22 protein-coding genes and 1 pseudogene are annotated in these 24,014 nt (G+C 67.5%); 8 read left to right on the top strand and 15 right to left on the bottom strand.

Features of this window, described 5'->3' with window-relative positions; genetic code table 11:
- Positions 1 to 210: pseudogene (locus tag B141_RS0109570) on the top strand (IS982 family transposase); the annotation flags it as partial.
- A 118-nt stretch (positions 211 to 328) separates the two neighbouring features.
- Here B141_RS0109570 and B141_RS0109565 read toward each other — a convergent pair.
- From B141_RS0109565 to B141_RS51350, 4 genes are all read right to left on the bottom strand, one after another.
- Positions 329 to 931: a nucleotidyltransferase domain-containing protein gene (locus B141_RS0109565; RefSeq protein ID WP_026257058.1), complete on the bottom strand. Its 603-nt coding sequence runs from the start codon at positions 929 to 931 to the stop codon at positions 329 to 331.
- 106 nt (positions 932 to 1,037) lie between these two features.
- Positions 1,038 to 1,619 (bottom strand): hypothetical protein, encoded by a 582-nt coding sequence (locus B141_RS0109560; protein WP_157180903.1) that lies wholly within the window; start codon positions 1,617 to 1,619, stop codon positions 1,038 to 1,040.
- Entirely contained in the window at positions 1,616 to 1,906 is a 291-nt protein-coding gene (locus B141_RS0109555) for a helix-turn-helix transcriptional regulator (RefSeq protein ID WP_020574936.1), read from the bottom strand. The genes B141_RS0109560 and B141_RS0109555 overlap by 4 nt, the downstream gene beginning before the upstream one ends.
- Before the next feature lie 72 nt (positions 1,907 to 1,978).
- On the bottom strand, positions 1,979 to 2,122 hold the full coding sequence (locus B141_RS51350) for a hypothetical protein (protein ID WP_237742663.1): 144 nt from the start codon (positions 2,120 to 2,122) through the stop codon (positions 1,979 to 1,981).
- Between B141_RS51350 and B141_RS0109545 the strand changes: the two genes are divergently transcribed.
- A complete protein-coding gene (locus B141_RS0109545; protein WP_237742662.1) occupies positions 2,105 to 3,022 on the top strand; it encodes a serine hydrolase domain-containing protein in 918 nt (305 codons plus the stop codon). The two genes, B141_RS51350 and B141_RS0109545, sit on opposite strands and share 18 nt — an antisense overlap.
- Before the next feature lie 37 nt (positions 3,023 to 3,059).
- On the opposite strand, the gene B141_RS0109540 is transcribed toward B141_RS0109545, so the two are convergent.
- Entirely contained in the window at positions 3,060 to 4,028 is a 969-nt protein-coding gene (locus B141_RS0109540) for an aldo/keto reductase (protein ID WP_020574933.1), read from the bottom strand.
- Positions 4,029 to 4,312: 284 nt separating this feature from the next.
- Here B141_RS0109540 and B141_RS0109535 point away from each other — a divergent pair, with 284 nt between their 5' ends.
- Entirely contained in the window at positions 4,313 to 5,881 is a 1,569-nt protein-coding gene (locus tag B141_RS0109535) for a Na+/H+ antiporter (protein WP_020574932.1), read from the top strand.
- 20 nt (positions 5,882 to 5,901) lie between these two features.
- Entirely contained in the window at positions 5,902 to 6,303 is a 402-nt protein-coding gene (locus tag B141_RS0109530) for a (R)-mandelonitrile lyase (protein ID WP_020574931.1), read from the top strand.
- Between the two features lie 50 nt (positions 6,304 to 6,353).
- Here B141_RS0109530 and B141_RS52205 read toward each other — a convergent pair whose 3' ends face one another.
- Positions 6,354 to 6,482 (bottom strand): hypothetical protein, encoded by a 129-nt coding sequence (locus tag B141_RS52205; protein WP_020574930.1) that lies wholly within the window; start codon positions 6,480 to 6,482, stop codon positions 6,354 to 6,356.
- 427 nt (positions 6,483 to 6,909) lie between these two features.
- Complete coding sequence (locus tag B141_RS0109520) at positions 6,910 to 7,641, bottom strand: class I SAM-dependent DNA methyltransferase (RefSeq protein ID WP_020574929.1); 732 nt, start codon at positions 7,639 to 7,641, stop codon at positions 6,910 to 6,912.
- A 168-nt stretch (positions 7,642 to 7,809) separates the two neighbouring features.
- Between B141_RS0109520 and B141_RS39810 the strand changes: the two genes are divergently transcribed.
- Together B141_RS39810 and B141_RS0109510 are read left to right on the top strand one after the other, a co-directional pair.
- The gene (locus tag B141_RS39810; protein ID WP_157180901.1) at positions 7,810 to 8,322 is read left to right on the top strand and encodes a GAF domain-containing protein; all 513 of its coding nucleotides are present in this window, start codon (positions 7,810 to 7,812) and stop codon (positions 8,320 to 8,322) included.
- Positions 8,323 to 8,524: 202 nt separating this feature from the next.
- Positions 8,525 to 10,642 (top strand): ABC transporter substrate-binding protein, encoded by a 2,118-nt coding sequence (locus B141_RS0109510; RefSeq protein ID WP_020574927.1) that lies wholly within the window; start codon positions 8,525 to 8,527, stop codon positions 10,640 to 10,642.
- A gap of 185 nt (positions 10,643 to 10,827) precedes the next feature.
- Here the strand turns inward: B141_RS0109510 and B141_RS39805 are convergent, their stop codons facing one another.
- Complete coding sequence (locus tag B141_RS39805; protein WP_020574926.1) at positions 10,828 to 12,132, bottom strand: serpin family protein; 1,305 nt, start codon at positions 12,130 to 12,132, stop codon at positions 10,828 to 10,830.
- A 141-nt stretch (positions 12,133 to 12,273) separates the two neighbouring features.
- Here B141_RS39805 and B141_RS39800 point away from each other — a divergent pair, with 141 nt between their 5' ends.
- Positions 12,274 to 13,176 carry a hypothetical protein gene (locus B141_RS39800; RefSeq protein ID WP_020574925.1) on the top strand — a complete coding sequence of 301 codons (903 nt, stop codon included), beginning with the start codon at positions 12,274 to 12,276 and terminating at the stop codon, positions 13,174 to 13,176.
- On the opposite strand, the gene B141_RS0109495 is transcribed toward B141_RS39800, so the two are convergent.
- Positions 13,141 to 14,313 (bottom strand): glycosyltransferase, encoded by a 1,173-nt coding sequence (locus tag B141_RS0109495; RefSeq protein WP_020574924.1) that lies wholly within the window; start codon positions 14,311 to 14,313, stop codon positions 13,141 to 13,143. The two genes, B141_RS39800 and B141_RS0109495, sit on opposite strands and share 36 nt — an antisense overlap.
- A gap of 52 nt (positions 14,314 to 14,365) precedes the next feature.
- Positions 14,366 to 17,380: a glycine--tRNA ligase gene (locus tag B141_RS0109490; RefSeq protein ID WP_020574923.1), complete on the bottom strand. Its 3,015-nt coding sequence runs from the start codon at positions 17,378 to 17,380 to the stop codon at positions 14,366 to 14,368.
- 205 nt (positions 17,381 to 17,585) lie between these two features.
- Here B141_RS0109490 and B141_RS0109485 point away from each other — a divergent pair, with 205 nt between their 5' ends.
- Entirely contained in the window at positions 17,586 to 18,779 is a 1,194-nt protein-coding gene (locus B141_RS0109485) for a DUF418 domain-containing protein (protein WP_040420870.1), read from the top strand.
- A 302-nt stretch (positions 18,780 to 19,081) separates the two neighbouring features.
- Here the strand turns inward: B141_RS0109485 and B141_RS0109480 are convergent, their stop codons facing one another.
- The 5 genes from B141_RS0109480 to B141_RS0109460 form a co-directional block, all read right to left on the bottom strand.
- Positions 19,082 to 20,005 (bottom strand): carbohydrate ABC transporter permease, encoded by a 924-nt coding sequence (locus B141_RS0109480; RefSeq protein WP_020574921.1) that lies wholly within the window; start codon positions 20,003 to 20,005, stop codon positions 19,082 to 19,084.
- Entirely contained in the window at positions 20,002 to 20,628 is a 627-nt protein-coding gene (locus B141_RS39795) for a carbohydrate ABC transporter permease (RefSeq protein WP_020574920.1), read from the bottom strand. The genes B141_RS0109480 and B141_RS39795 overlap by 4 nt, the downstream gene beginning before the upstream one ends.
- Entirely contained in the window at positions 20,603 to 21,085 is a 483-nt protein-coding gene (locus B141_RS0109470) for an ABC transporter substrate-binding protein (RefSeq protein ID WP_084678196.1), read from the bottom strand. The genes B141_RS39795 and B141_RS0109470 overlap by 26 nt, the downstream gene beginning before the upstream one ends.
- A gap of 284 nt (positions 21,086 to 21,369) precedes the next feature.
- Positions 21,370 to 22,437 (bottom strand): aspartate-semialdehyde dehydrogenase, encoded by a 1,068-nt coding sequence (locus tag B141_RS0109465; RefSeq protein ID WP_020574918.1) that lies wholly within the window; start codon positions 22,435 to 22,437, stop codon positions 21,370 to 21,372.
- On the bottom strand, positions 22,434 to 23,753 hold the full coding sequence (locus B141_RS0109460) for an aspartate kinase (RefSeq protein WP_020574917.1): 1,320 nt from the start codon (positions 23,751 to 23,753) through the stop codon (positions 22,434 to 22,436). The genes B141_RS0109465 and B141_RS0109460 overlap by 4 nt, the downstream gene beginning before the upstream one ends.
- Positions 23,754 to 24,014: the final 261 nt, after the last annotated feature.

Below are 24,014 nucleotides of genomic sequence, written 5' to 3'. Positions count from 1 at the left end.
TTCGGCAACCTCGCCGGCATCCGCCAGCTCATCGAATCAGTCTTCGACACCGGCAAAGGCCAGCTCTCCCTCGAACTACACGGCGCCCGCACCCCCGAAAGCCTCTACGCCCGCATCGCCCAACGCCTCCTCGCCCTCGCCACCGCCATCTGGCACAACCACAACACCGGCACCCCCATCACCCGATCCCTCATCGCCTACGACCACTGAGTTAGGAATCAGTCGTCTAGGACCGCCCCGGCCGCCGTGCGAAGACCTGAATGACCACGTAAACGTGATCATTCAGGCGCTGTCCTCCACCGGGAAAGCCTGAACTACGGGACATGCCCTAGACCAGTAGCTTGGCCCGCCAAGGATGGTCTGGCGCCGTTACGGCGAGTGCGTGATCGAGCCACCGACGTGCGTCTGGGGTGAGCGATGGAAGAGCGGCGGCCAGGTCAATCTCATCTTTTGTCAGTGCACGCTTCGCCTTGTAGAACAGCTGCACTTCCGGCGCCAGAATGGGGGTGCCGTTTTCGGTGAGAAGTCCAAGAGACGAGATCGGTCGATGTATCCGGGCATCGCGACGAGATATCCACTCGTCGCCATCTGCTTTGTCCAACATCACCTGGAGGCGCCATGGACCGTCGGGGCGTTCGCGACACCAGATGTCGTGCACCGACTCGGGCAGCCACTCCCCCGCGTGCCACGGCCTGAGCGTGCCCGGAGGATCAGCTGCCTGAATATCCCAACCCTCCAGCACCTGATGCACCTTCTGCTGGTCACGTCGTAGGAGGAGAACGTCGATATCACCGTGCGACCGAAGCGTACGTCCCAAGAACAGTTCGATCGCGTAACCGCCCGCGATCCACCAGGGAGTCGTCAACCGACCGAACAGCTTGCTGACAGCCCCAGGAGACAACGGCTCCCAAGGTCCGAGATCATTACCCATAGGAGCAGCCTATGCCGGGTCAGCCCAAGGAAATAGTCGTTGACAACACCGGCATATCCGTTCGCATGGCCAGGGTCTTATGGCGGAGACGAGGAAGCAATGGAGATCAGGCCTCTTCGCTGAGGTCGCGCGACTTCCACGCGGCGGCGGCCGAAGGGAGGAGAACGGCGGTGCCGAGAGTACCGAGGAGCAGCGGTTCCCAGCTGGCGATGTCGAACAGCCGACCGTCAGCGACGGCGAGGAGGACAACGACCAGCAGGCAGGCCAGGAGCGTCACGTAGGCGGCGCCAAGCGCCTGATTGCGCTCCTGCAGTTCGCGCTCGTCGAGATCGGCGGCGGGGATCTCGGTCAGCTCCCTGGTCGCTCGCCGCAGGACAAGAATCCCGGTCAGCAAGCCTGCCGCACCGGCCGCCTGCACCGCGGCCGTCGCGAGGGAATCCGGGGCCAGGTAGGCGCTCACCGCACCGGCAGTGAAGGGAACGGCGGCGAGCAGGGCGAGTGCACGGCGGTTCGTGCTGCTGGCGAGCCATCGGGGAACGGGCCGGGTCCGTCGCCTGTCCCGCGCCTCTTGCCGGACGGACTCCAGAATCTCCTGGCGCTCTTGGGGGGTGGCGTCCTTGGCCGCCGCGAGGTTGTCGAGGTGATGCCTCATGCGGCTTCGGGGGGTGCTGCCGGTCGAGGAAGTCATGTCGGTCCTCCAGGGTCGGCCGAACGGTAGAGCTGCGTGGACATGGGCGCGAAGGGGTGGAGCGAGAACACGGCTTCGACGGGTAGCCCGAAGAACCCGCAGATCTTCAGGGCGAGCTCGACGGACGGGCCGTAGTCGCCGCGCTCCAGGAACCCGATGGTCTGCGGATTCACCCCGACTGCCGCCGCCAGCCCGGCGCGGGAGACACCGCGTTCGGCGCGGAGCACCGCGAGCTGGTTGTAGAGGGCGGCCCCCTTGCGACTGTTTCCAGATCTCTTACCTCTCACAGTAGAACTGTTGCATATACGCAACGATCGCACAACCCTGGCAACGGCCCTTTTTGCCCCGATCTGAGGCGGTCAGGCTGGTACGTCGCCGTTATGCCGGCCCGCGTTGTACGTCAGCAACGACGTATCGTTCCGCGGATGGATCAGCAGGAGTTCCTCACTGACGCCGTTCAACGGCACGGCTTCGCGGGCGCGGCCGTGGGGATCTCCCACCACGGGGAAAGGCGATCCGCCGTCGCAGGAGTTGCCGACCGTTGTTCCGGCGTACCGGTGACCGTGCACACAACCATGCGGATCGCTTCGGTGACGAAGCCAATCGTGGCCGTCGCCGCTGTCCTGGCCTGCCGCGCTTCGTCTGGGGCATTGGATCGGCCGATCATCGAAGACCTGCCGGACCTGCGCGAGCGGTGGAAGGTCTCGCCCGAGCTAACCCTGGCTGACCTGCTTAGCCACACGTCCGGTCTGTACGACGAATCCCTCACCAGGGAAGCACTCGCGGGCCTGGGCGACGGCGATGACGCTCTGACCAAAGCCGCCGGACACGTGCTCAACACACCTCAGATCGAGCCTCCGGGAACGACCTGGCGGTACTACAACGGCAACTACTACCTTGCCGGCCACGTCATCGCGCGCCTTCGCGGCCAGACCTTTGAGTCGGCGCTCACGGAGGTGCTCCTCTGGCCCGCGCAGATGACCGGAACAGGTTTCGCGGCTTCCGAAAGGGCCGCGAACGGACACGTGGACGGCTCGAGGATTCCCAACGATGACCACCCGCGCGCAGGGCGCCCGGCTGCTGGCCTTTGGTCAACAACCGAAGAGCTGCTGAGCTTCGCCGAGTTCATGCTCCGAGATGCCGAGCTCACCGCAGCTGTGCGTGCCCCTATGACCCCGTCGACCTCAGTCACGCAGTACGGACTCGGATGGAGCGTGGCAGACCGCCTGATGTTCCATCACGGGGCCACCACGGGCTCTGGTTTCCGTTCCCTCCTCGTGGTCGTCCCCGAGGAGCGTTATGTGGCAGCGGTGATCGTGAACGACGAGACCAGCGAAACTCTGATCAACGACACCGTCGGGACTGTGCTCACCGAGGCAACAGGTATCCGTACTCCTTGGTAGGCCAGCCCCGCCGGCCGGAGCAGCAGCGAAAGTACGTTCAGAAGCCCGTGGGCAGGTGGGGGGTGTAGGGCTCCTCGAGGATGCGGTCCTCGTCCTCAGTGAGCTGAACGTCGAGCGCCGCGACCGCGTCCGGAAGATGGTGCGGCTTCGTGGCGCCCACGATGGGGGCCGTGACGACGGGGCTCTTCAGCACCCACGCAAGCGCGACCTGCGCCATCGGGATACCGCGGGCCTCCGCGACCCGTTGCACCGCCTCGACGATGGGCCGGTCGCTGTCGAGGAAGAACCTCCGCCCGACCGGGTCGGTGTCGAAGCGTTGCGTCCGCTCACCCCATGGGCGGGCAAGCCGTCCTTTGGCGAGCGGGCTCCACGGGATGCTCCCCACACCTTGGTCGGCGAGCAGCCCGAACATTTCGCGTTCTTCCTCACGCTGCATCAGGTTGTACTGATCCTGCATGGAGACGAACCTCGTCCAGCCGTTCAGATCGGCGGCGTGTTGCATCTTGGCGAACTGCCATGCCCACATCGAGGAGGCGCCGAGATAGCGAGCCTTGCCGGACTTCACGACATCGTGGAGCGCTTCCATGGTTTCCTCGACCGGCGTGTGCGGATCGAAGCGGTGAATCTGATAAAGGTCGACATAGTCGGTGCCGAGGCGGGCCAGGGAGGCGTCGAGCTGCTCCATGATCGCCCTGCGGGACAGGCCCGATCCACCCGGACCGTCGTACATCGTGAAGAACACCTTGGTCGCCAGGACGATGTCGTCGCGACGCGTGTATTTCTTCAGGGCCCGCCCGACGATCTCTTCCGAGCTACCCAGGCCGTAGATGTTGGCCGTGTCCCAGAAGGTGATGCCGAGTTCGACAGCTTGCTGGAAGATCGGCGCGGCCGCCTCGTCGCCCAGCGACCACTCGTTGAATCCTCTCGAGGTATCTCCGAAGCTCATGCAGCCGAGGGCGATCCGACTGACGCGCAAACCTGAGGTACCAAGGCGTACGTGCTCCATTGCTTACATCCCCTCAGTTTCGTGAGCCTTGCCGCGTCAAGGACGTCTTGCGGACTCGAGCATGCCCGCGTGTTCCGCTTCGGCACCCATGAAGCACAACGCTACGTTCGCCGAAGCGCCGGAGGGAGGTCCTGTCAGTACGTGGATCGGCAGGGTCTTCCAGACTGGTCTCGTCCCCTGTTCCATTGGTCTTGACAGCCGAAGAGGACGGTCTCATCCGTCCCTGAACGACGCGCCTCCGGGCGTCTTGGAGGTACTCCCTGCTCGGTCTCGAACTCGTCGTCGTGCTTGGCGTGGCGGTGCTGGTGTGCAGCGTCCTCGGGCGCCGCCTTCGGGTCGCCCCGCCGGTGCTCCTGCTTGCCTGCGGCGCGCTGCTGGGGTTCGTTCCCGCACTGCGCGGGGTGCACCTGCCGCCGGAGGTGGTGCTGCTCCTCTTCCTGCCGGCGTTGCTCTATTGGGAGAGCCTGACCACGTCACTGCGGGAGATCCGCAGCAATCTTCGCGCCATCGTCCTCCTGAGCACGGTGCTGGTGATCGCCACGGCGGGGGCTGTGGCGGTGGCGGCGCACGCCCTCGGATTGCCGTGGGGTCCCGCGTGGGTGCTCGGGGCTGCCGTCGCTCCGACCGACGCCACGGCGGTGGGAGCGCTCGCCCGGGTGCTGCCACGCCGCGACGTCACGCTCCTGCGCGCCGAGAGTCTGATCAACGACGGCACCGCCCTGGTCATCTACGCCCTCGCGGTCGGTGTCACGGTCGGCGAGGAGCACTTCAGCGTGCCGCACGTGGGGTGGCTGTTCCTGGTCGCGTATGTCGGCGGGGTCGTGACCGGGGCGCTGATCGCGTGGCTCGGGGTGCAGGTGCGCCGTCGCCTGGACGACCCGCTGCTGGGGAACGTGACCATGATCCTGATCCCCTTCGCGGCGTTCCTGCTCGCCGAGGCGATCCACGCTTCCGGCGTACTCGCCGTCGTGGTCTGTGGGCTCATCATGAGCCAGGCCGGACCGCGCCTGGTGGGTGTGGCCGGCATGCGCCGGCAGGCGGAGGCGTTCTGGTCACTCGCCACCTTCCTGCTCAACGGCGCACTGTTTGTCCTTGTGGGGTTGGAGTTGCAGTCGGCGGTCCGCGGCCTGACCAGCGTCGCCCTCACCATCGCACTGATCGCGGCTGGTGTCGTCTCCGCGGTGGTCATCGGGGTGCGCTTCGCCTGGCTGTTCACCACGCCGTACCTCATCCGCCTGCTGGACCGCCGCCCGCAGCAGCGCCTGCGCCGCGCCGGTGCCCGTACCCGAGTGGTGCACGGGATGGCCGGCTTCCGCGGCGCGGTCTCGCTCGCCGCGGCCCTTGCGGTACCAGAAACGCTCGCCTCGGGCGCGCCGTTTCCCGATCGCGACATGATCATCTTTGTGACCTTCGGGGTCATCGTGGTCACCTTGGTGCTGCAGGGACTCCTCCTGCCGAGCGTGGTGCGCTGGGCCCGGCTACCCCGCGACACCTCCGCCGAGGAGGAACGCCACCTCGCCGAGGTCCTTGCCGCCGAAGATGCGCTCGCTGCGATGCCGCGGGTCGCCGCCGAGCTTGGCACCGACCCGGAGGTCATCGAACGGCTGCGCCGGGAGTACGAGGAGCACCTGCTGGTCCTGCGCGCCGACGGCGCCGGCGTTGACGACGAACCAGCGGTACGGCACGACCAGCACTACACCGCGCTACGCCTGGCGCTGCTCGCCCACAAACGCGCCACCGTGGTCAGGCTCCGCGACGAACGCCGCATCGACGACACCGTGCTGCGGCAGGTGCAAGCCAGGCTTGACATCGAGGAGGTACGCCTGTCCCGGCGCGACTCACGCGACTCCTGACCAACCATAAGGAGACCAAGGTGGAAATCCAGCCGAAGCAGCCGTCGGCTAAGGGCCCGGCTGACCTGTTCACCGGCGACGTCTGGTTCGACGTCATCGCCAAAGGCGAGGAGCCGTCGCGCATGCGCGTGAACGTCGTGCGTTTCGCCCCTGGCGCCCGCACCGCCTGGCACTCTCATGCGGCCGGGCAGACCCTGCACGTCACCGACGGCCGCGGGTTCGTACAGTCTCGCGGCGGCAAGGTCATCGAGATCCGGCCCGGCGACACCATCTACACACCGCCAGGCGAGTGGCACTGGCACGGCGCCGCCCCCGATCACTTCATGGCCCACCTCGCGATGTGGGAAGCACCCGGCGAAGGCGACGGGCCCGAGACCGAGTGGGGCGACCACGTCACCGACGAGGAATACAACGCCCACTGATAAAGCGCCCCGACCCGTCGCGGGTCGGGGCGCTCTGGTCTGGTGCGCTGTCAGCTCCGGCTGGTTGCCGGCTGGCCCATACCGCCATGACCTGCGGAGATGCTGTGGCCAGCCGCCTCGATCAGCTCGACATCGGCCAGCTGAGAGGAGCTGCCGTTTCCGGGGGTGCGCTCGCGCATCGCGACCTATCCTTCCCTAAAGGCCCGGCTGCATCCGGGCTGTGTGTTGTTGCTGAGTCCCCGATCCCGCGCCTTTGCGGGGTCGGGGCGGCTATCCCTCGGCCGTCGGAACGCGGAGCACGTTCGCCCCGCGATGGTCACGCCGAGGAGGAGTACGCCCAAGCAACGAAGATCCACACCGGATGGGTACGGCGTACCTCTGGTGGAAACCACCTCGGCCAGATCGAGGTGGGGCAGCTCACCGCTTGCGGCAAGGCTGCCGGCCAGGCTGAGGGACGTCCCGCCGGCGGGCCGGCGGGCCGCCATACGCAGGTTGGGTCCGAAAAACGTAGACCGGGGAGCTGCTCGGTCTACGTTTGTCGGACCCAACCGTTCCCGGCCGCAGTCGGTGGTTGCCTCGCAGGGCGCGGCGGCGTTCGGAGACCCCTTACTGCCGGCGGTAGACGCTGACGTGCATGGTGCTGTCGGCGGTGAAGGGTTCGTTGTTCCAACCGCCCCAGCGCTCCGCGAGCCGCAGCCCGGCGATGCGTGCCATCAGGTCCATCTCGCTTGGCCAGATGAGGCGACACACGATCGGCCCGAAGCGAATTCCCTCGCCTGAGAGGCGTACGTGGTTCTCCTCCAGCAGTTGGGTGACCGGGTCGTAGCGACATATGTCGAAAACCACGCTGTCCATCGCGACCTGCTCAGGCCGGACGTACTCGTACTCCTTCGTCCACGCACCGGGGACCGCCGCCTCGACCACGAAGGCTCCGTCGTCGGCCAGGTGGCGAGCGGCGTTCTCGAAGCACCGGACCTGATCGTCCTGCGTCAGGAGGTTGAAGATCGTGTTGAAGACGAGGTAGACCAACGAGAACGTACCGGGGACCACCACCGAGGACATGTCGCCCGGCGTGACGTCGATGGCCGAGCCACCAGGCTTCGACCGCAGCCGGTTCACCATGTCGGGAGACAGTTCGATGCCGGCCACCTCTACTCCCCGCTCAGTGAGCGGGAGCGCGATCCGTCCGGTGCCGATCGCGAACTCCAGCGCCCGACCGGGCCCGGCCACCTCAGCGAGGAACCGCGAGGCGTCCTGCTCGTCTCCCCTCACCGCGCCCTCGTCGTACCTCCTGGCCACGTCAGGTCCGAAGCTCTCAGCTGGGTCGAATCCCTTCATAACCCCAAGCTTCGTGACAGCACACGAGGAGCGCAAGAGATATATCGGCGGCCCCAGCCATCGCCCCGGCGAGGTTTCGGCCAGCTCCTCTGAGATCAGGCAGCCGTGGAGATAGGCACCATGTGTCCCCGGAGTTACACTGCCGGCATAGGACCCGGTGTAGGAGGCATGATGCCGGACTTCCTCGATCCCGTGGCGCTGCTCGATGATGCCGCCGAACGGCTTGAGCAGGCGCGCAAACTCGAAGACGTCGAAGCGGTTGTACGAACGACCGCCCGCCGGTTGGTGCAGGCAGACGGCGCCACCTTCGTGTTACTCGAAGGCGACCAGTGCTACTACGCGGACGAGGACTCCATGAGTCCGCTGTGGAAGGGTCAGCGGTTCCGGGCGACTGAATGCATCAGTGGTTGGTCGATGTTCCATCACCAGACGGCGGTCATTCCGGATATTCGTTACGATGAACGGATTCCGCAAGCTGCGTACCAACCAACGTTCGTTCGCAGCCTCATCATGGCGCCCATGCTGGCACCCAAAGCTGTTGGTGCGATCGGGGTCTACTGGGCCCGTTGGCACTCCGGCACCGACGACGAGGTGTCCGTCCTCGAGAAGCTCGCCGAACTCGCGGGCCAAGCCGTCGAACGCTTCCCGCACGGCCTGCCCGACCCCGGCTTCCAGATCTGAGCGCCCGCGCCCTTCCTTGACCCGTGTACTTCCTTGACCCGTTGATTTGCGCCGGATCGGCAGGTGATCGCCGAAACCGGTCACCAATCCGGCCGGATGCGGACCGTATGCCGGTTCTTTGTGCCAAGATGCTCGCCCTCAGCCGCTCGAGTCGACAGTCTTGGCAAGTTCTCTGTCATCCGCACGGATCGGGTCAGGCAGGATGCCAAACGCACTCAACCGACGCACGTTCTTGTACGCCTCGGCGTTCACCGCCGGCGCCGCCATGCTCAGCGCCTGCACAAGCGGTAACGACGATCGCACTGGAAACAATTCGGGCAGTCCCAGCCCCAAAGCCGAGAAGGGCAAGGGATCTGAAACCAAGCCAATCAAACTTCCCACCAGCTTCAGCGAAGCTCCCGCGCTGGCACAACAGGTCAAGGCGGGCAAGCTCAAACCGGTCCAGGAGCGGCTCCCCGACGAGCCGTACGTCGTTCCACACCGCTGGCTGGAACCCGGAAAGTACGGCGGCAACCTGATCTTGACAGCGCCGTCGACGAATGATGCGCAGATCAAGGAATACATGTACGGCCATTCCCTGCTGCGTTTCCTCAATGACGGCCTCGACATCGCTCCGGGTCTGGTGTCGAGCTGGGAAGCGAACACTGACAACTCCGAGTGGACGCTGCATTTCCGGAAGGGCCTGAAGTGGTCTGACGGGCAGCCGTGGACAACGGCGGACATCATGTTCTGGTGGGACGACATGGTGCTCAACGAGGAGCACTCCGAGGTCCCGCCCGACGAGGCCAAGTCAGGCAAGGGCACGGTCATGAGCATGACCGCACCCGACGAGCACACGTTGGTGATGAAGTTCGACGCTCCGTCGCCGTTGACCGCCGCACGGCTCGCGGGATACGTCAGCCGCGGCAACGGGTCCACCTGGATGGAGCCGAAGCACTATCTCGAGAAATACCATCCGAAATACAACAAGTCCGTCGCGAAGAACTGGGCCACCGCCGACGGACAGTTCGATCAGAAGCGGAACTTCGCTTCTAATCCTGAATGCCCGACGATGACCGGGTGGCGCCTGAAGACCTACCGCGAGGGTCGGCAGGCGATCTGGGAACGCAACCCCTATTACTGGTGCGTGGATCGGGAGGGCCGCCAGCTTCCGAACATCGACACGCTGACGATCGGCACGATCGAGGATGTCGAGGTCCGCAAACTCCAGATCCAGGAAGGCAAGCTCGACTACGTCCACGGCCCGTTCGCCGGCCTCACCCTGGCGGACGTCTCCGGGCTCAAGAAGACCGAGCAGCGCAGCAAGCTGAACGTGTTCATGTGGGACAGCGGCAGCGGGACCGGCTCGATGTTCTTCTTCAACTACGATCATCAGGACCCGAAGATGCGGTCGCTGATCCGTGAGCCGAAGTTCCGCCAGGCGCTGTCCCTCGCGTTCAACCGCGCCGACGCACGGAAACAGATCTACTTCAACACCGGCGAACCCACCACCGGCACGATGAGCCCCAAGGCGGTCGAATACCAGGTCAACGACCAGGGCAAGGAGATCTACCGCCAGTGGCGGGATTCCTACGTGGCGTACGATCCCGAGAAGGCGAAAGCTCTGCTTGACGAGATCGACGTCGCCGACAAGAACGGCGACGGCAAGCGGGAGTTTCCAGGCGGTGGCGAGCTCAAGATCCGGATCGACTTCCCCGCCAACGCCACCAGCGACCACCAGCAGAAGAACAACCTCCTGAAGCGCGACTGGGAGGCAATCGGCCTGACGGTCACCCTGAATCCCGTCGCCCCCGAAGGTTTCGGGGACCAGTGGAACGCCGGCCGGCTCGCCACCCAGTCGGCATGGGAGGTCGGAAACGGGCCTGACCACCTTGCCCAGCCCGCATGGCTGCTCCCGATCGAGCCCAGCCGCTGGGCGCCGTTGGAAGGGCAGTTCTACAACGTCCGCGGCACGCCCGACGAGCACGCGCAGAAGGACGTCGACCCGTTCAAGCGCACGCCGCCCCGCATGGAGCCGGACCCGAAGGGCCCCATCGCGGCGCTGTGGAAGCTGTACGACCAGAGCAAGACCGAGGCGGACACGTTGAAGCGGCGCCAACTCGCGTGGGAGATGGTGAAGATCCACATCGAACACGGGCCGTTCTTCATGGGCTCGGTCGCGAACACTCCCCAACTCGTCCTGGCTCACAAGGACCTACGTAACGTTCCCCGCAAGGAGAACCTCGCGCTCGGTGGGTTCGTCAATCCCTGGCAGCACCCGACGCCCGCGGTCTACGACCCGGAGACGTACTTCTGGTCCAACCCCACCGAACACTCCTGAGCCATATTCGGCGGGCCATCTGAGGATTATGGAGACTCCGGGGTGCTATAGCCCTCCGGAGTCTCCACAGTCTTACTGAAGTACGGCTGATGCGACCTGGTCGCCGCACCGCTGTGTGGGGACCCAAATGATCACGTAAACGTGGTCATTTGGGTCCCTGCGGGCGCCGTTGCAGCCAGAAGGCTTCAGCCGCGCACCGGATCGCTCACCTGGCCGACGAACAACGGCGTCCGGGTCGGCTGGTGCAGGATCGCGAACGCGAACGCCCGGTCCGCGCGGATCACCGCCGCCGGGTCGGGAGGCAGTGCCGCGGTGATCCGCATCTCCAGGCCGGTCACCGCGGCCGCCTCCGTACCCCACTCGTCGACGGTGATGGTGGCCCGGTGGATCGCCTCGCCGATGTACAGATCCTCGGCAATGCCGGAGAAGTCGGCCCGATCGGTGAACGGCACGGTCAGGCCGAGGCGTTCCAACGACGGTTTGAGGTCGAGCTTGGTGGCGAAGTCCCACCGGGGCATGCTGAACGTCACCGGCCCAGGGCGCAGGGCCGTCGCGACTGCCCGCAGCACCTCCGGCGCCAGTAGATCCGTGGCCAGGGACTTTCCGGAAGGTACGACGACCAGCATCGCCAGCTCCTCGCCCGCGTACGGGAGTTCGACCGCCTGCCAGCCACTGCCGCGCGCGAACCGCAGGCGCCCGGTCTGCGTCATCATCGGCACCGTGACGGGTGTGCCGTCGCCGCGGGTGAACTCCTCGTCCCGGGTCGCGGACCGCTCGAACGCGTGCACCCAGTCGGCCTTCAGGTAGACGGCGTTCGCCAGGACCATCACCGTGTCCGGGGTGAGCGACTCGAAGAGCTTGTCGATCCGCTCCGCGGTCTGCTCGCGTACCCAGTCGTTGATGACGCGCACGGCGTCCGGGCTTCGCAGGTCGAGGGTCTGGACGCCCGTGGCGTACTGCTCGGCGAGGATCCGGAGGTACGCGTCCTTGATCGCGAAGCCCTGCTGGGCGAAGAGGCCATTGGCGATCGCGAGCACCGGGAGCTTGGGCTTCTCCCCCGGTTTCCGGGTCTTACCGGACGTGCGCGGCGGCGCCTCGTCGAGCGTGACGATCTGCTGGGTGAGGGAGTTGAGGGCGGCGTGCGGCCCGCCGGAGGGAAACCCGAGCACCCGGTCGATCTGGGCCGCCGAGTCGCCACGGGCGCCCGCTCGGGCCATGCCGAACGCGTAGGCGATGCTCGCCGGTGAGGCGACGAAGTTGGCGGTCGGCTCGGCGGCCACCTTTGCCAGGGCGTACCCGAACGCCGTCATGCCGTCGACCGTGCCCGCGACCGGTGTGTCCGTCGCGGGCACGATCCGGTTGACGCCTTCCGCGGCCACCAGCCGCATACCGCCGTCACCCCCGAAACTGATCCGACCGCCGCACGAGGCGAGGAGCGGAATTGCCAGACCGCCGAGAAGGAACGCCCGGCGGGCGACCGTGGGACTCATACGCATGAAAAACCTCCCGTTCGTAGGAGTGACGCCTGCCCGGCCGCGCTCGGTTGCCCGGCAGCGGCAACCGAGTGGGCCGGGGGCCTTTCGCCCGAGCACCCATCCACGAAAGAATCACCGACGGCGAAGGGAGGGCTTGTGCCCACTGGGATCTACGTGGGAACCGACGACGGTCTTTACATCCTGGGCACGGAGAGGCGCCAGGCACTACCGGGACGCCGTCTCCGGGCGCTCGCGGGCGCCGGTGACGCGATCTGGGCGATCGTCGGCGAGTCGGAGATCTTCACCGCGGGTGCCGGGGGGATCTGGCGGCATGTCGCGAGGCTTCGCAATGTCCGCACGACCTGCCTGTATCCCACGTCCAGCGGCGTTCTCATCGGCACGGAGGGCGCGCGCCTGTATCGGCTCGAGGGCCGCCAGACCGAGCCGGTCGAGGGGTTCGACTTCGTCGAGGGGCGCGAGAAGTGGCACACGCCGTGGGGCGACCCGCCGTCAGTCCGGTCGATGAGCGCGGACGAGGACGGTACGACGTACGTCAACGTCCACGTCGGCGGCGTCCCACGCTCGACTGACAACGGCATGACCTGGGACGCGACGATCGACATCGACAGCGACGTCCACCAGGTGCTCGCGGCGCCCGACAACGGGCCGGTCCTCGCGGCGACCGCGCGCGGCCTCGCCACCAGCTGGGACCACGGAGCGAGCTGGACCTACCGCAACCTCGGCCTGCCCGGCACCTACAGCCGGGCGCTCGCCCTGTGCAAGGACACGGTCCTCATCAGCACCTCGCAGGGCCCCGACGGCGGGGACGCCGGGATCTACCGCGGCAGCCTCGAAGGCGTCCGGTTGGAGCGCTGCCGGCGGGGCCTGCCGCAGCAGTTCGCGGACAACATCGACACCTTCTGCCTCGCTGGTGACGGGGACACCGCGGCGTTCGGCACCTCCGACGGCACGGTCTACGCCTCACAGGACGCCGGCCGCACCTGGGAGCTCCTGGCCGACGACCTACCGCCGGTCCGCTGCGTGCTCGTCCGGGAGTAGGTCGGGGATCAGCTCGTCGATGTCAGGCAGGGCGCGCATCTCGTCCGCTATCCGCTGCGCGGCCCGCCGGTAGGAGTGGTCGGCCAGCACCGACTCGATTGCCGCGCGGATGCGGGGTGCGTCGCCGGGCCCGATCCTGCTCGCCGCGTCCGAACCAGGCGCGGGATCGACGACGACCCCAGCGCCCGCCGCGCTGATCTGGCGGGCGTTGGCGGGCTGGTCGGCGAACATGGGTACGACCACGAGCGGAACGCCAGCGGCCAGGGTGCCGAAGGTCGTTCCGGAGCCGCCGTGGCAGACGACCAGGGCCGCTTCGCCCAAGACATCACCCTGTGGCACCCACGCTTCGACGTGAACATTCGCGGGCACGCGCCCGAGCGCGGAGGCGTCAGTGTCCCGGCCGACGGTGAGGAGGACGCGTGCCGGGAGCCCGTCCACCGCGTCGAGCGCGGCGCGGTACGCCTGCGTGGCGATCGACAGCCCACCCGTGACGCTTCCGAACGTGACGTAGACCAGCGGTGCGGCGTCCCCGTCCCACCAGTCCGGCAGTGGCTCACGCCGTGGGGCTGCGGCTTCGCGGAACCGCCGAGTCGCGCCGATCGGCGACGGGTCGAGCGAGGCGGGAAACCGGGTGAGGTACGGCGACGCGGACAGCTGTTCCACGATCTGGTTGCCGTACGCCTCGAGCGCCGGTGCCGCAAGGGCGAGCGACGACGCCTCGATGTCCGCCAGTGAGATGGCGACCTGAGCATGCGGGATGCCGGCGCGGCTGGCGGCGACCGCCGAGGCGTACTCGCACGGCTCGCGCAGGACGAGGTCAGGCTGCCACTCGCGGCACGCGTCCTCGAGCGCCGGCAGCATGGCGGCCGTGCTGAGCCGGCCGAAGATCTCGCGATTGGCGAGAATCGCGGCCTCTTCGGGAGGAGCCGTCGGGAAGCGTTCCCAGATCGGCGCCAGCTCGTCCTCCGGAGGCGCCGCGCCGATCCGGAAAGGATGGCCCGTCGTCTCGACCGTCGACCAGAGCTCGGGCGGGACCACCAGAAGTACCTGGTCGCCGCGCCGGGTGAACGCCTCAACGAACGGCAGCAGCGGATTGAAGTGACCGGCTCCCCCGGTCGAGGCAACGAGTACACGCACGGCCGGTGATCCCCTGGGAGTCGATCCAGGGCGTGTCCCCCCTCGTCCGTCCCTACAGCGCGTCCCAGTTGAGGACCGGTGCGGCCAGGTCCCGGATCGAGGCCAACAGGCCAAGCCGGGCCGCCCGCACCGCCGGCTCCTCCGCCATCACCAGCACCGCGTCGAAGAAGGCGTTGATCGGCCCCACCAGAGCAGCCGCCGCGTCCGCGAACTCCGCCAGCGCGTAGTCGCCACCGAGCGCCTCGCGGACCTTGCCCAGCTCCTGGTGCAGCCCGAGCTCCTCCGGCTCCTCCAGCGCGGCGGGGTTGTAGTCGCCGGTCACCTCGGCCGGGACGATCCGGCGTACCCGCTGGAGCGCCGTCACCAGCTCACCGAACGCCGGCTCAGGCGTACGGCGGCCCAGCTCGCGCAGGGTCTCGTCGGCCAGCCCCGGCGTGCCTGCCAGGACGAGCACCGCCTGCACGTGGTCGTAGTTGTTGCCCGCATCGAGGAGCTGCTGCTCGTAGCGGCGTACGACGAACTCCCGCGCGTCGGCGATCGCCCCCTCCGCCAACTCGACACCGTGTGACCTGACCTCGTCGGCCGCGGCGGCGAGCCCGGCTTCCAGCGTCACCACCGCCAGCTCCGGACGGGCGCGCAGGATGCTCACCACGCCGAGGGCCGCCCGCCGCAAGGCGAACGGGTCGGAACTCCCGGTCGGGGTGGCACCGACGGCGAACAACCCGGCCAGCAGGTCGAGCCGGTCGGCGAGGGCGAGCAGCGCGCCCGGCGTCGTGGCCGGCAGCGGGCCACCGGCGGTGCGGGGCAGCTCCATGTCGTACAACGCCTGCGCCACGGCCTCGGTCTCGCCGGCCCGGCGGGCGTACTCGCGTCCCATCGTCCCGGCCAGCGAGGTCAGCTCGACCACCATCTGCGCGGCCAGGTCGAACTTCGCCAGCTCACCGGCCCGGCGCAGCGTCACCCGCTGGTCGTCCGACAGGGGCACGCGGGAGGCGATCGCCGCAGCGACCCGGGCGATCCGTTGGGCGCGCTCGGCCATCGATCCGAGACGGTTCTCGAACGCCAGCTTGCCCAGCCCAGCCTTGTGCTCCTCGGGATGGACCTCGAGGTCTGCCCGCCAGAAGAAGGCGGCGTCCTCGTAACGGGCGCGCAGCACGGCCTCGTATCCCGCGCGGGCGACGTCGTGGTCGCAGGCGCCGTTCGCGACCGCGACGAAGTGCGGCAGCAGGGTGCCATTCGCTCCGGCCTCAGCCTCGCCGTCGACCGCGCGGACCGGGAGGTAGCGCTGGTGCTTGCGCATGACGGTGGTGAGGATCTCGCTCGGCAGGTCGAGGTAGCGCGGGGCGAACGAGCCGAGGATCGCCGCCGGCTTCTCTACGAGGTTGGTGATCTCGTCGAGCAGGGCTGCCTCGCCGTCGAAGTCGATCTGGCCGCCTACACTCGCCGCGAGCTCGGTGGCCCCCGCGATGATCGCGGCGCGCCGCTCGGCCGGATCGGCGACGATGTCGTGGCCGCGCAGGAAGTCCAGGTATCCCTCGGCCGACGGGATGTCAACCACGGGTTGCGCGGCGAGCCGGTGGACGCGGGTCGTGCGGCCCGAGCGCAACGTCGACACGGCGACCGGCACCTCGACCTCGCCTAGCAGGGCGACCAGCCAACGGATCGGCCGGGTGAACGACAGGCGCGGGTCGTTCCACCGCATGTTCTTGTCGGCCCGCAGCTCACTGACGATCGAAGCCAGAACGCCGCTCAGCACCTCGGCGGCGGACCGACCGACGTCAGTGCGGACGGCCGCGACGTACTCCGTGCCACCCTGCTCCACGCGGGTCAGCTCGGCGGGATCAACGCCCTGCCCCCGCGCGAACCCCTGCGCCGCCTTGGTCGGCTGCCGGTCGGCGTCATAGGCCGCGCTCACCCGCGGGCCGCGCACCGTGCGCTCGGCGTCGGGCTCGCGCGGCGCGACCGCCTCGACGAGGGCGATCACCCGGCGCGGCGTGGCGTACGTCCGGACTTCCCCGTGCTCGAGGCGGGTCTCGGCGAGCTTGGCCAGGAGCGCCTCGCGGACCGCCTCGGAGGTACGACTGACCTCCGAGTGCGGCAGCTCCTCCGTACCGATCTCGAACAGCAGCGTCGCCGGTGCGCCGATCTCGGGGAACTCCGCGGGCGCGGGCACAGCCGGCAACGGCTCGACCCGGCCGAGGGGATAGTCGAGTTCCTCCCGGCGTTCGGACCACAGGGTGGAGACCTGGCGGGCCAGTGCCCGCATCCGCCCGAACGCGTTCGCCCGCTCAGTCGTACTGATCGCGCCGCGAGAGTCGAGCACGTTGAAGACGTGCGAACACTTCAGCACGTACGTGTGTGCGGGCACCGGCAGCCGCTCGTCGATACAGCGCCGCGCCTCGGATTCGTAGTCCTCGAAGAGCCGCCAGTTGGTCGCGACATCGGCGTCGTCGAGGTAGTAGCGGCTCATTTCGTACTCGGCCTGACCGAACGCCTCGCCGTAGGAGATACCCGGCGCGTAGGCGATGTTCTTGAAATGGTCGACCTTCTGCAGCGCCATCAGGATGCGCTCAATGCCGTAGGTGATCTCGACGCTCACGGGGTCGAGGTTGCGGCCACCGGCCTGCTGGAAGTAGGTGAACTGCGTGATCTCCAGCCCGTCGAGCCAGACCTCCCAACCAAGGCCCCACGCGCCGAGCGCGGGCGAGGCCCAGTTGTCCTCCACGAACCTGATGTCGTGGGCGTGGACGTCGATGCCGAGCGCCTCCAGGCTGCCGAGGTAGATCTCCTGCGGGTCACCCGGGTCGGGTTTGAGGATCACCTGGAACTGCGTGTGGGTCTGCAGGCGGTTGGGATTCTCGCCGTAGCGCGCGTCGTCGGGGCGAACACTGGGCTCGACGTACGCCACCCGCCACGGCTCGGGACCAAGCACCCGCAGGATGGTCGCGGGGTTATACGTACCCGCGCCGACCTCCGTGTTGAACGGCTGCACGATCATGCAGCCCCGCTCGGTCCAGTACTTCGTCAACGCGAGCAGCGCGTCCTGCATCGTCACCACAGTTGCCACGGCGACCACCCTAGAGGAGCGCCCCGCGACAACTGCCGGGGCGGGGCGCAGGCGCCATGCCTACCCGGCCCCTCGCGGGCTCCGCCCGCTGCCCACCCCGCCACGTACTATTGCGGCGTACGGTTTGCGGATTTCACCATGAAATGCGGTCGGTAATCGCCCGGGGTTCAGCGACAAGCTCTCAGTGACGCGGACGGGGGTACTCGTGCTCGAGTCAACCGGTGTCCCCTCCTCATTACCGCGAGGCCCGATCAGCGCCAAGGAACGCTCCCTCGCACCCGACCTCGCCCGCGGCCTGATGCTGCTCTTCATCGCGCTCGCGAACTCCGCGATCTATCTGTACGGCCGGGAGTACGGCCCGCGTCAGCGTCTCGCCGAAGGCTCGGCCCTCGACCACGCCTGGACGCTCGTGCAGATGACATTCGTCGACGGGCGGGCTTATCCGATGTTCGCGGCGTTGTTCGGGTACGGCATAGCCACCATCCTCGCCCGCCAACTCGCCGCCGGAGCGACCTGGGACGACGCCCGGCTCCTGCTGCGCCGGCGCAGTTGGTGGCTGCTGGCGTTCGGCTTCGTGCACGCACTCGTACTCTTCCCGGGCGACATCCTCGCGACGTACGCCGTCAGTGGTCTGCTCGTCCTGTCGCTGCTGCGGTGCAGCGACGCCAAGCTGCTGCGGGTCGCGGTGGGCCTCGCGGTCCCGGCGTTCCTGCTCGGATCGGGGATGGGGCTTCCGCCGGAGGACCCGCGCGAACGCCTGATCATTCCCTCGCTCGCCGAGCCGAACCCCACCCTCGCCACCACGATGCGGCTCAGCGAGTGGGCGATCAACGCGCTCATCCAGGTCGTTCTGGTCCTCACCCCGATGCTGCTCGGTGTCTGGGCGGCTCGGCGCCGCCTGCTGGACGCTCCCGAGCAGCACCGCGGGTTCCTTCGACGGGCGGCCCTGGTCGGCATCGGAGTCGCCGCGGCCGGCGGACTCCCCCTCGCCCTCGCCGCCGCGCAACTCTGGCGGCCGGGCGCCCTGCCGGTCGATCTGCTGATCGGCGCGCTGCACACGATCAGTGGAACGGCCGGCGGACTCGGGTACGCCGCGCTGATCGGCCTCGTCGCGGTGCGGCTCCGCGCGCCGTACGGACCGGTCGTCACCGCACTCGCCGCCTGCGGCGAACGCTCGCTGTCGTGCTACCTCGCGCAGTCGGTGGTCTTCGTCGCCGCGTTGGCGCCGTACGCGGGTGGGCTCGGCGCCGAACTCGGCGGTGCGGAGGTCGCGGTGTTCGCGGTGGCCACCTGGGCCGTGACGGTCGCTGGCGCCGACCTCCTGCGCCGCTGGGGTCGTCGCGGACCCGCCGAGGTGCTCCTGCGCCGGCTGACCTATCGCGGGGTCGCGCGGGCGTGACCCCGCAAGCGCCGTTGCGGGGAGTGGAGGCTTTCCCGTGCTCTGACACGGAAAAGCCTCCACTCCTCCTCGCGAACCTCGCTCATACTCGCCGAACTGCCGAGTTGTCATAGGTTTCTCGGTCTCTTAGCCGAGAAACCTATGACAACTCGGGGGCGACCTCTGGTTTCTCAGCATCCGAAACAGTTGGGTGTACGCCATTTGAGACGGGCGAGACCTCACGCGCCAAGTTCCCACGCCGCACGGCAAATACGCCACGTGAGGTGGGCAATTGCCGCGCGAGGTCCAGCAATAGGTGCGGTCTAGCGAACGGCGCCGGAGGCCAGGCCGTTCACGATCAGGCGCTGGAAGACCAGGACGAGGATCAACGGCGGGATCACCGCGACCACACCCGCTGCCGCCATCGAGGTATAGGAAATGTTGAGGTCGGTGGCGAAGTTCGCGGCGATCACCGGAATCGTCTGTGAGTAGGTGGTGCTCGTCAGGAACAACGCGAACAGGAATTCGTTCCACGCTGTCATGAACGAAAAGATCGCCGCCGCCACCAACCCCGGCGTGGCGATCGGCAGGAAGACCGACCACATCATCCGGAACCATCCGCACCCGTCGACCTTGGCGGCGTCCTCGATGTCGGACGGAATTGTGCGGAAGTAGTCCTTGAGGATCCAGATGGTGAACGGCAGCGAGAATGTGGTGTACGACAGCACCAGCGCACCATAGGTGTCGAGCAGGTCGAGCTCGCGCATCACCAGATAGAACGGAATGATGATCGCGACCCCCGGCACCATCCGGGTCGCGAGATAGACCACGAGAAGCACCTGACTTGCCCTGAACTTCACCCGCGCGAACGCGTAGGCCGCCGAAATGGCGAGCCCGAGATTGAGTAGTGCGGTGCTCACCGCGACGACCGCGCTGTTGAACAACGCCGGCATGATCGCCTCGGCGGCCCGGGAGCCGACCAGCGCCTGCGCCCCGGACGGATCGACGAACGCCCGGTAGTTGTCGAGCGTCGGATCGCGTGGGATCCACTGGAACGAACCCGAGACCGCGTCGCCTTCGTGCATGAAGCTGGTCACGATGATCCAGTAGAACGGCACGATGATGTAGAGCGCGAAGAAGACCGCCAGGGCATAGAGCGTGATCCGTCGCCACCGGATCCGACGCAGGATCGGTCGCCGCACCGGCGTCGCCGTCACGGACCGGGGAGGCGCCACGGTCGCGCTCATACCTCGACCTTTCCTTTCCGGTAGAGCACCGACAGGTAGATCAACGAGGTCACCAACGTGATCCCGGTGATGACGTACGCATAGGCGTTCCCGAGGCCGAAGTTGGTGTACGTGAACGCCGTCCTGACCGTGAGCAGAGCGATGACGTTCGTGGCGTCACCGGGTCCACCACCGGTGAGCACATAGATCACGTCGAACGCCCGGAACGCGTTCATCGTCTCGAGGATGAGCACGATCAACAGGGGATGCGTGATCCAGGGAAGCGTCACGTGCCGGAATCGCTGCAGGATTCCCGCCCGGTCGACCCTGGCGGCGTCGTACAACTCCGTCGGGATGGTTTGCAGCCCGGCCAGCAGGATGATCACTGCCAGGGGAAGGAGATTCCACACCTCGGCGAGTACCGCCACGAAGAACGCCGTCACCGGAGACGTCAACCAGGCTTGGTAACTGTCGATCAGACCGAGACTGGTGAGAACGCCGTTGAGCGCGCCCGTCTTGGCGTCGAAGATCGACCGCCACATGAGGCCGTTCACCACGCCCGGCATCGCCCACGGCAACAGCATCAGGCTCCGCAGCACTCCGCGCCCGACGAAGACCTCATTGAGCATCAGCGCCAGCGTCACAGTCGGTGTAATAGGGCAGGCCGTAGCGCTTTCCGTCGTACGTCATCGTCTCGGCGTTGCCGGGATAGATGGTGTCGTAGACCTTGTCGAGGTCCGGCATCCCCTCGAGCGGTTGGAGGTATCCCGCGCCGATCCAGGCCGCCAGTGAGTCGTCATAGACGTACAACGCGTCCGGGTCCGTTCCGCCGGTGTATTCGGCGACGATCTTCTGGACGTACTGCGCACTGGTGATCGGCGTGTAATCGACCTTGATGCCGGAGTTGAGCTTCATGAACCGGTCGATGTTCTGCTGCACCAGCGCGGACTCGAAGTCCCAGCCCTGGAAACGCACGGTGCCTGAGCCTCCACCGCCGCCGCCGCGGGCGCCAGGTCTGCCGCACCCTGCGAGAGCGCCCAGGGCCGGTGCGCCCAGAGCAAGGGCGCCGAAGTGAAGGAAACGACGACGGTCGAGCGTCATACGGACCTCCCATGCGTAGCGTCAGGGCGGTTTCGCGGTGAAGTGACGTATCGGCTCCGTCCATCCAGATTAGGCATGATTGGCCGGAAACGCACTGCCTCATCGATCTTGGTGAGGATCCGTGACACCCGGGTTGACTGCTCGTTAAGACCCGCTGCGCCTGGCCCGTCGCCAGTCACGGCGGCACCCGGCAGACACGGGGTGCTCGCTGAATGACCACGTATACGTGGTCATTCAGGCCGCCATCCGAGGGCTCGCTCGGCATCCCCGCGTCCGCGGGCCCCTCAGGCGTGAGTCAGCTCTTCGGCGACGAGTTCGGCGATCTGCGCGGTGTTGAGGGCCGCGCCCTTACGGAGGTTGTCGCCGCACACGAACAGGTCCAGCGCCTGCGGGTCGTCCAGCGACTGCCGCAGCCGGCCCACCCAGGTCGGGTCGGTGCCCACGACGTCGGCCGGTGTCGGGAACTCCAGCTCCTCCGGCTCGTCGAAGAGCAGAAGTCCGGGCGAGTCGCGCAGCAACTCGCGAACGGCATCGAGCTGGAACGGCCGGGCGAACCTCGCGTGGACCGCGAGGGAGTGGGTCGTCACGACCGGCACGCGGACGCAGGTCGCCGACACCGCCAGGTTGGGGAGCCCGAGGATCTTGCGGGACTCGTTGCGGACCTTCAGCTCCTCGCTGGTCCAGCCATTGTCACGCAGCGATCCCGCCCACGGGACGACGTTGTAGGCCAGCGGCGCCGGGAAGGGTCCGAGGTCGTCCCCCACAATCCGGCGGACGTCGCCGGCCCGGGTGCCGATCTCGCGGTGGCCCGCGACCTTCGCCACCTGGTCGTACAACGTGTCGATGCCGGCCTGCCCGGCGCCCGAGGCGGCCTGGTAGGACGCCACGACCAGCGACTCCAGGACGTACGAACGATGCAGAGCCCCGACCGCGACGATCATCGACAGGGTCGTGCAGTTGGGGTTGGAAATGATGCCCTTCGGGCGCTTGCGGGCGAGTTCGGGATTGACCTCGGGAACGACGAGCGGAACGTCGGGGTCCATCCGGAAGGCGCCGGAGTTGTCGACCACGACCGCACCCTTGGACGCGGCGAGCGGCGCCCATACCGCGGAGACGTCGTCAGGCACGTCGAACAGCGCGACGTCCACGCCATCGAAGCACTCGGCGGACAGCGGGACGACCTCGACCTCCTCGCCCCGGACGGTGAGCCGGCGGCCGGCCGAGCGCGGGGATGCGATGAGCCGGATCTCTCCCCAGACGTCGTGCCGGGTGGAGAGCAACTGCAGCATGACGGTGCCGACGGCGCCGGTCGCTCCCACGACGGCGAGCGTCGGCCGCCCGGCTGCCCTCACCGGCCGGTCCCGCCGTAGACCACGGCCTCAACCTCGTCAGAGTCGAGGTCGAAGGCGCGGTGCGCGGCGGCGACCGCATTGTCGACGTCATCTTCGTCGACCACGACGGAGACCCGAATCTCGGAAGTGGAGATCATCTCGATGTTGACCCCGGCCTCAGCGACCGCGGCGAAGAACCGCGCGGCGACGCCCGGGTTGGTGCGCATCCCGGCACCGATCAGGGAGACCTTGCCGATCCGGTCGTCGTACAGCAACTGTTCGTAACCGACCTCGTCCTTGATCCGGGACAGGGCCGTCATCGCCACTTGACCGTCGGCGCGGGGAAGGCTGAACGAGATGTCGGTGCGACCGGTGGCGATGCCGGAGACGTTCTGCACGATCATGTCGATGTTGATCTCGGCGTCGGCGAGCGTCTTGAAGATGCGGGCAGCCTCGCCAACCTTGTCGGGCACCGCCACGACCGTGATCTTGGCCTCGCTCCGGTCATGTGAAACCCCGGAAATGATCGGCTGCTCCATCTCACCCTCCTCTGACGCACTGGGAGTGTCGACGACGCGGGCCTGCCGCGCCGCCTGTAGGACCTTCAGATCGGCGACCCAGGTGCCGATCTTGGCGCTGAACGACGACCGCACGTGGATCGGAATCTGGTAGCGCCGGGCGTATTCCACACAGCGCAGATGCAGGATCTTGCTGCCACACGCCGCCATCTCGAGCATCTCGGAGTAGCTGATCCGCGGGATCCGGCGGGCGCTCGGCACGATCCGCGGGTCGGCGGTGAAGACCCCATCGACGTCGGTGTAGATCTCGCACACGTCGGCACCCAGAGCCGCGGCCAGCGCGACCGCGGTCGTGTCAGACCCGCCCCGGCCGAGCGTGGTGATCTCCTTGGTGTCCTGGGAGACGCCCTGGAATCCCGCGACGATCGCGACCGCGCCCTCCTCCAGGGCCTGCCGGATCCGGCCCGGAGTCACGTCGATGATCTTGGCGCGGCCGTGGTGGGACGTCGTGAGTACGCCGGCCTGGCTACCGGTGTAGGACTTCGCGACCTGGCCGAGGTTCTGGATCGCCATCGCCAGCAGGGCCATCGAGATCCGCTCACCGGCCGTGAGCAGCATGTCGAGCTCCCGCGGCGGCGGCAGCGGGGTCACCTGCTGCGCGAGATCGGTGAGTTCGTCGGTGGTGTCGCCCATGGCCGAGACGACCACGACGACGTCGTGGCCGGCCTTCTTGGTCGCGACGATCCGCTGCGCGACACGCGTGATGCCCAGGGCATCGGCCACCGACGAGCCGCCGTACTTCTGCACGACAAGGCCCACGGAAACGCTCCTGCTCGGCGGTTAGGAAGTCTCGATTGAAAGAGGTGTCGGTTAAGGAAGTATCGAGAGGCCGGCGGCGCACCGGCATCTGGTCGGCACCGTTGCCGCGCCACAGTCTACCGAGCGCGACCCGGCGCAGCCCGGCCGTCCATATGACGAGAGCGTGAACTGGCCGGAGGAACGCGGAACCCGGGCCATCCGTGACAAGTTAGGGGTGTTCGGAAATTAGGTAGTAGTTCAAGATCTCGCTGCCTTCGGATG

The organism is Actinopolymorpha alba DSM 45243, assembly GCF_000373925.1.
Taxonomy (GTDB): Bacteria; Actinomycetota; Actinomycetes; order Propionibacteriales; family Actinopolymorphaceae; genus Actinopolymorpha; species Actinopolymorpha alba.
This window is presented reverse-complemented; position numbering and strand designations above follow the sequence as displayed.

Coding starts and splice junctions, on each gene's coding strand:
- B141_RS0109510 (WP_020574927.1), top strand. CDS start 8,525: ATGCCAAACGCACTCAACCGACGCACGTTCTTGTACGCCTCGGCGTTC.
- B141_RS0109480 (WP_020574921.1), bottom strand. CDS start 20,005: ATGAGCGCGACCGTGGCGCCTCCCCGGTCCGTGACGGCGACGCCGGTG.
- B141_RS0109565 (WP_026257058.1), bottom strand. CDS start 931: ATGGGTAATGATCTCGGACCTTGGGAGCCGTTGTCTCCTGGGGCTGTC.
- B141_RS0109520 (WP_020574929.1), bottom strand. CDS start 7,641: ATGAAGGGATTCGACCCAGCTGAGAGCTTCGGACCTGACGTGGCCAGG.
- B141_RS52205 (WP_020574930.1), bottom strand. CDS start 6,482: ATGCGCGAGCGCACCCCCGGAAACGGCAGCTCCTCTCAGCTGGCCGAT.
- B141_RS39805 (WP_020574926.1), bottom strand. CDS start 12,132: ATGAGTCCCACGGTCGCCCGCCGGGCGTTCCTTCTCGGCGGTCTGGCA.
- B141_RS0109470 (WP_084678196.1), bottom strand. CDS start 21,085: ATGACGCTCGACCGTCGTCGTTTCCTTCACTTCGGCGCCCTTGCTCTG.
- B141_RS39810 (WP_157180901.1), top strand. CDS start 7,810: ATGATGCCGGACTTCCTCGATCCCGTGGCGCTGCTCGATGATGCCGCC.
- B141_RS0109540 (WP_020574933.1), bottom strand. CDS start 4,028: ATGGAGCACGTACGCCTTGGTACCTCAGGTTTGCGCGTCAGTCGGATC.
- B141_RS0109560 (WP_157180903.1), bottom strand. CDS start 1,619: ATGACTTCCTCGACCGGCAGCACCCCCCGAAGCCGCATGAGGCATCAC.